General features: G+C 61.5%; 3 protein-coding genes, 1 tRNA gene and 2 rRNA genes (1 of these 6 cut by a window edge). All 6 read left to right on the top strand.

What is annotated here, in order from left to right; all coding sequences use genetic code 11:
* A 23S ribosomal RNA gene (locus A9K66_RS01365) occupies positions 1 to 1,197 on the top strand; it begins 1,732 nt to the left of the window's first position.
* Positions 1,198 to 1,446: 249 nt separating this feature from the next.
* Positions 1,447 to 1,561, top strand: a 5S ribosomal RNA gene (gene rrf, locus A9K66_RS01360).
* Positions 1,562 to 1,771: 210 nt separating this feature from the next.
* Positions 1,772 to 1,848, top strand: a tRNA-Met gene (locus A9K66_RS01355).
* A gap of 573 nt (positions 1,849 to 2,421) precedes the next feature.
* The gene (locus A9K66_RS01350; RefSeq protein ID WP_067319039.1) at positions 2,422 to 4,803 is read left to right on the top strand and encodes a phosphoketolase family protein; all 2,382 of its coding nucleotides are present in this window, start codon (positions 2,422 to 2,424) and stop codon (positions 4,801 to 4,803) included.
* Positions 4,804 to 4,862: 59 nt separating this feature from the next.
* Positions 4,863 to 6,038: an acetate/propionate family kinase gene (locus A9K66_RS01345; protein WP_067319635.1), complete on the top strand. Its 1,176-nt coding sequence runs from the start codon at positions 4,863 to 4,865 to the stop codon at positions 6,036 to 6,038.
* A gap of 203 nt (positions 6,039 to 6,241) precedes the next feature.
* The gene (locus A9K66_RS01340) at positions 6,242 to 6,883 is read left to right on the top strand and encodes a ThuA domain-containing protein (RefSeq protein WP_067319633.1); all 642 of its coding nucleotides are present in this window, start codon (positions 6,242 to 6,244) and stop codon (positions 6,881 to 6,883) included.
* Positions 6,884 to 6,935 lie beyond the last annotated feature (52 nt).

Genomic DNA, 6,935 nt, shown 5'->3' with positions numbered 1-6,935 from the left:
AAGGAACTCGGCAAATTGCACGCGTAACTTCGGAAGAAGCGTGACCCTTTTTTGCGCAAGCAGAGGAGGGTGGCACAGACCAGGGGGTAGCGACTGTTTATCAAAAACACAGGGCTCTGCGAAGTCGCAAGACGACGTATAGGGTCTGACGCCTGCCCGGTGCTGGAAGGTTAAGAGGAGGGGTGCAAGCTCTGAATCGAAGCCCCAGTAAACGGCGGCCGTAACTATAACGGTCCTAAGGTAGCGAAATTCCTTGTCGGGTAAGTTCCGACCTGCACGAATGGCGTAACGACTTCCCCGCTGTCTCCAGCATAGACTCAGTGAAATTGAATTCCCCGTGAAGATGCGGGGTTCCTGCGGTTAGACGGAAAGACCCCGTGCACCTTTACTATAGCTTTACATTGGCATTCGTAGTGGCATGTGTAGGATAGGTGGTAGGCTTTGAAGCCTGGGCGCCAGCTCAGGTGGAGCCACCCTTGAAATACCACCCTTATCACTATGGATGTCTAACCGCGGCCCGTTATCCGGGTCCGGGACAATGTATGGTGGGTAGTTTGACTGGGGCGGTCGCCTCCTAAAGAGTAACGGAGGCGCGCGATGGTGGGCTCAGAACGGTCGGAAATCGTTCGCTGAGTGCAATGGCATAAGCCTGCCTGACTGCGAGACTGACAAGTCGAGCAGAGACGAAAGTCGGTCATAGTGATCCGGTGGTCCCGTGTGGAAGGGCCATCGCTCAACGGATAAAAGGTACGCCGGGGATAACAGGCTGATGACCCCCAAGAGTCCATATCGACGGGGTTGTTTGGCACCTCGATGTCGACTCATCGCATCCTGGGGCTGGAGCAGGTCCCAAGGGTATGGCTGTTCGCCATTTAAAGCGGTACGTGAGTTGGGTTCAGAACGTCGTGAGACAGTTCGGTCCCTATCTGCCGTGGGTGTAGGAATATTGAAAGGATCTGTCCCTAGTACGAGAGGACCGGGATGGACGGATCTCTGGTGGACCTGTTGTGGCGCCAGCCGCATTGCAGGGTAGCTATATCCGGACGGGATAACCGCTGAAGGCATCTAAGCGGGAAACCCACCTTGAAACGAGTATTCCCTGAGAACCGTGGAAGACGACCACGTTGATAGGCCGGGTGTGGAAGAGCGGCAACGCTTGAAGCTTACCGGTACTAATAGTTCGATCGGCTTGATCGTTCTCATTCCTAATATCCATCCGACAAAGTCGGATGGTCTGCCAGCGCTCACGCATGAGCGGCCCTTACGGGCCTATGCTCCGCGAGGGCGCCGGACGACCGGCGACGCGCAGTCGCGCTTGCGGGCTTCGCCCGTAGGCAAAACGCAGACGTCGCCTTGGCACAAAACGACGATCCTTTGGATCGCGCTTGGCGACGATCCTCGGATCGCGCTTGAACAGCTTCTCGATTTGAACGTGCGTTTCGCCGACCTGGTGGTTATGGCGGAGCGGCTGCACCCGATCCCATTCCGAACTCGGCCGTGAAACGCTCCAGCGCTGATGGTACTTCGTCTCAAGACGCGGGAGAGTAGGTCGCTGCCAGGTCTGCCAAGCGCACGTTCATCTCACATCCGGATCCGGATGCAGACAAATCTTCTCCTTGCGATTGTTGTGATGCATGTCGTTGCCTCAAAACCGCTAACACTTTTGAGCGACATGCATGAGGCCCGCCAAACGGGATCCCGGGCCGCGCAAGCGGCCCTTTCATTGGGCGGTCCCTTGAATACGGTAAGCGCAAACTTACCTCTATGGTGACGCGGGGTGGAGCAGCCCGGTAGCTCGTCAGGCTCATAACCTGAAGGTCACAGGTTCAAATCCTGTCCCCGCAACCAATCCAAAAACGCCCGCCTCGTGCGGGCGTTTTTGTATCTGGCCATACTGGCCGGCTGATGTGAGCGGTCATCAGGCCCGCAAGCAGCGAACCGACGCAGCGCCGGCAGAAAAGCCAAATCCTGTCCCCCACACCAATCCACGGCCCGCCAACGCAGGCCGTTTGCGTTTGCGGCCCTACATTGCCCTCAAGCTCGACTCGACTTTTTGCTGCGATGGTCGCCCGGGCGTGCGTCGTCGGAACGATGCTCGAGGAGGAGAGCTTCGCCGTGCGCGTGGAAAGCACCACCGGGGCCTTCGTGGAGCCGGCGGTGCCGAAGTCGGCCTGATGGTGCAAAGCTTGCAAAGCTGAAGAGGCCAACCTCACCAAAGCGGTCGAAACGGCGCTGGCCTTGGCGGCTATAACGCGGCATTGCCGGACGCGTTTCGCGCATCGACGCTACCAGTTCATGTGCTGGCAGTGGGCCGCGTGTCGCAATGGGGCCCGCTCGCGGCGCCGACCGGTCATGAACCGGCGGCGACGTCCATGCGTTGTGTCTCAGCCGGGTGAGTTTGGAACAGCGAAGGAGTCGGAAATGACCACGCATCCCAGCACCAATCGCTTGTCCGCACAGGAGCTGCACGACATCGATGCCTACTGGCGTGCCGCCAACTACCTGACCGTCGGGCAGATCTATCTGCTCGACAATCCGCTGCTTCGCGAGCCGCTTCGGCTGGCGCACGTCAAGCCCAGGCTGCTTGGGCATTGGGGAACCTCGCCGGGCCTCAGCTTCATATACGCGCATCTCAACCGCGCGATCAGACTTCGCGATGTCAACGTCATTTACATCTGCGGCCCCGGCCATGGCGGACCGGCCATGGTTGCAAACAGCTATCTCGAAGGCACCTATAGCGAGAGCAATCCGGATATTTCCCTCGAAGAGGCCGGAATGAGGACGCTCTTCCGGCAGTTTTCCTTTCCGGGAGGCATCCCGAGCCATGCCGCTCCCGATGTGCCCGGGTCGATCCATGAAGGCGGCGAGCTCGGCTACGCGCTTTCGCATGCCTTTGGCGCGGCCTTCGACAACCCGGATCTTATCGTCGCCTGCGTCGTCGGCGACGGCGAGGCGGAAACCGGCCCGCTCGCCACATCCTGGCACTGTAACAAGTTCCTCAACCCGGCGCAGGACGGCGCGGTGCTGCCGATCCTCCATCTCAACGGCTATAAGATCGCCAGTCCCACCATTCTCGCCCGCATCTCTGACGAAGAATTGCGGGCGCTATTCGTCGGCTATGGCTACGAACCGCTGTTCGTCGAGGGTGACGATCCGCCCCTGATGCATGAGCGGATGGCCGTCGTACTCGACGATGCGCTGGACCGCATCCAGGCAATTCAGCAGGCGGCGCGCAGCGGCGGAGAGACTGCCGACGGCCGGCCGAAATGGCCGATGATCATCCTTAGAAGCCCGAAGGGCTGGACAGGCCCCAAGGAGGTCGACGGGCTGAAGACCGAAGGATTCTGGCGCGCGCATCAGGTTCCGCTCTCCGGTCTCGCCGAAAACCCTGCGCATCTGAAGATGCTCGAGGAGTGGCTGAGAAGTTATCGGCCCGAAGAGCTTTTCGATGCCGAGGGCGCGCCAGTGGCCATGATCCGCGCCACTGCCCCGCAAGGCGGCAGACGCATGAGCGCCAATCCGCATGCCAATGGCGGCCTGCTGCGCCGCTCCCTCCAACTGCCAAGCCTGCAAGAGCATGCCGTATCTGTCCAGCAGCCCGGCGGCGTGAAAGCAGAGTCGACCCGTGTGATGGGCGGTTTCCTGCGCGACGTCATGGCATTGAACCAAAGCGCCAAAAACTTCCGCATTGTCGGTCCCGACGAGACGGCTTCGAACCGGCTGCAGGACGTCTTCGAGGTGACCGAGCGCGCCTGGATGGAAAAGATTCTGCCCGAAGATGTGCATCTCGGCCGCGAAGGCAGGGTTCTGGAAATCCTGTCCGAGCATACCTGTCAGGGCTGGCTGGAAGGCTATCTGCTTACCGGCCGGCACGGCCTGTTCTCCTGCTACGAGGCCTTCACGCACATTGTCGATTCCATGTTTAACCAGCATGCGAAATGGCTGGATGCCTGCGGCAAGCTGCCGTGGCGGCGGCCGATTGCGTCCTTGAACTATTTGTTGTCGAGCCATGTCTGGCAGCAGGAGCACAATGGCTTCAGCCATCAGGATCCGGGCTTCATCGATGTCGCCTTGAACAAGAAGGCGGACATCGTGCGCGTCTATCTGCCGGCGGATGCCAACAGCCTGCTTTGCGTGACGGATCATGTGCTTCGGACATGGAACCGCATCAACGTGATCGTCGCCGGCAAAGCCAATTCGTGGCAGTGGCTGTCGATCACCGAGGCGAAAGTCCACTGCAAGGCCGGTATCGGCATATGGGAGTGGGCGTCGACCGACGGCGGGGCAGAGCCGGATGTGGTGATGGCCTGCGCCGGCGACGTGCCGACGCTCGAGACGCTGGCCGCGGTCCAAATTCTGAAACGCCACGTTCCCGGCCTCAAGGTGCGGGTGGTCAACATAGTCGACCTGATGACTTTGCAGCCCAAGGAACACCACCCGCACGGCCTGTCGGATCGTGAATTCGACGCGTTTTTCACGGCCGATAAGCCAGTCATCTTCGCGTATCACGGCTATCCATGGACCATCCATCGCCTGACTTACCGGCGGACCAACCACGACAACATCCACGTGCGCGGCTACAATGAGGAAGGGACGACGACGACGCCCTTCGACATGACCGTCCTCAATGGCCTCGACCGCTATCATCTCGTCTTGGGCGTGCTCGACCGCATTCCCGACCCGGCCGGCGCGCATATCCGGCTGAAGCAGGCGATGGAAGGCAAGCTGATCGAGCACCGGGCCTATATCCGCGAGCATGGGCAGGACATGCCCGAGGTCCTCGGCTGGAAATGGGAGCAGTAGTCGATGCCGAAGCGCCAGGCCAAATGGACGAGCGCACGATTGGCCGGGACCGGCCGACCATGACCGATGCCATTCTCGTCCTCAACGGCGGCTCCTCAAGCCTGAAGTTCGCCGTGTTTCAGCAGCAAGACGAGCTTCACCTGCTGGTGCGCGGCAGCGTGTCGTCGATCGGACATCATCCACGATTGCATGTCGCGCCCTCAGAATTGTCACGCGAAATCGACAGGAGCCTGGGGGACGAACCGATCGGGATAGCAAAGGCGTTCGAGGCCATAGTTTCCTATCTCGAGGATCACGCTCTTTTGCGCCGGATCGGCACGGTCGGGCACCGCATCGTCCATGGCGGGCAAGAACTTACCCAAGCGACCTTGCTCGACGAGCGCACGCTCGACGCGCTGCATAGGCTTGAGCCGCTCGCACCGATCCATCAGGCGATCAACCTGGAGATCGTCCAACTGGCCGGTCGGCTTTTGCCCGAAGCCAAGCAGGTCGGCTGCTTCGATACGGCCTTTCACACGGCGCGGCCGGAGCTTGCCAGGCTCTATGGCTTGCCGCGAGAGATGTCGGAACAGGGCATCGTCTCCTACGGCTTCCACGGGCTCTCCTACAGGCACATCGCAGCGAAGCTCCGCGAGCGCTACGGCGACGCTGCCGGTGGCCGAACGATTGCCGCCCATCTCGGCAGCGGCGCGAGCCTGTGTGCGATGAAGGCAGGAGTAAGCCTCGCCACGACCATGGGTTTTTCGACGCTTGACGGCCTCGTCATGAGCACCCGTTGCGGCGCCATCGATCCTGGCGTGATCCTGCACCTTCTGCAGGAGCGCAAGCTGTCGGCCGACCGAGTGACCGAATTGCTCTACGAGCAGTCCGGCCTGCTGGGCGTATCCGGCATTTCCGGAGACATGCAGGCGCTGCTTGGGTCGAAAGACCCGGCGGCGGCGCGTGCCGTCGCGCTCTTCGTCTATCGCGCCGGACGTGAGATCGGATCGCTCGCGGCCGCGCTTGGAGGCCTCGACACGCTCGTGTTCACCGCCGGCATCGGCGAAAATGCATGGCAGATCCGGCAAGAGATCTGCGAGGCTGCTGCCTGGCTTGGTGTCGTGGTCGACCATGGTTTAAATCGCAGCGGCGAAGCGCTGGTCAGCGCGCGAGAGTCCAGCGTCGATGTTCTTGTCATTCCGGCCGACGAGGAACGTGCCGTGGCCACGCAGCTCCTCGACTTCGACACGGTCTGATCTCCCCGCGGCAGGATCGCAGGGATCAGCTCGGTAACTGGCGCAGAGCTTCCGCTGAACCAGGACGAGCGTCGGGCGATCGGGCGTCGCGCGGGCCGTTTTCGTTCGCGTCACTTTCCCTTCAAGCTCGACTCGGCGATGGTCAGCCCGGCGCCTCGCTGCCCTATATCCGGCCGCGCGGCCAAATGCATAAGGAGCGGAAGATGCGGCAGGCACTGATCGTATGGGGCGGCTGGGAAGGGCATGAACCCGAAGCCGGGGCGCGCCTCCTCAAAGCGATGCTTGAGGAGGAAGGCTTTGCCGTGCGCTTGGAAAATACGACCGCGGTGTTCGCCGACCCGGCGATCGCCGACCTCAGCCTGATCGTGCCGATCTACACCATGTCCAAGCTCGCCAAGGCCGAAGAGGCGAACCTCACCAAAGCGGTCGAAAACGGCGTCGGCCTCGGCGGCTATCACGGCGGCATGGGCGACGCGTTTCGCGAATCGACGGACTACCAGTTCATGTGCGGCGGCCAGTGGGTTGCCCATCCCGGCAACATCATCGACTATCGTGTGAATATCGTGCGGCGCGACGACCCGATCGTGGCAGGCATCGACGATTTCCAATACCGCTCCGAGCAATATTACATGCATGTCGATCCATCGAACGACGTGCTGGCGACCACCACCTTCTCGGGCGAGCACGCGCCGTGGATCGCCGGCGTTGTCATGCCCGTGGTTTGGAGGCGCCGGCACGGCAAAGGGCGGGTGTTCTATTCGTCGCTCGGCCACGCGGCCAAGGAATTCGAGGTGCCGCAGATGCGCACCATCCTGCGCCGCGGACTTGTGTGGGCGGCGCGCTGAGCGCGCCCGTCGGTGCGGGCTGACGCCGGTGGCGGCCGGATTTCCCGAACCG

It is taken from the genome of Mesorhizobium sp. AA23 (assembly GCF_001672435.1).
Classification (GTDB): Bacteria; Pseudomonadota; Alphaproteobacteria; order Rhizobiales; family Rhizobiaceae; genus Mesorhizobium.
This window is presented reverse-complemented; position numbering and strand designations above follow the sequence as displayed.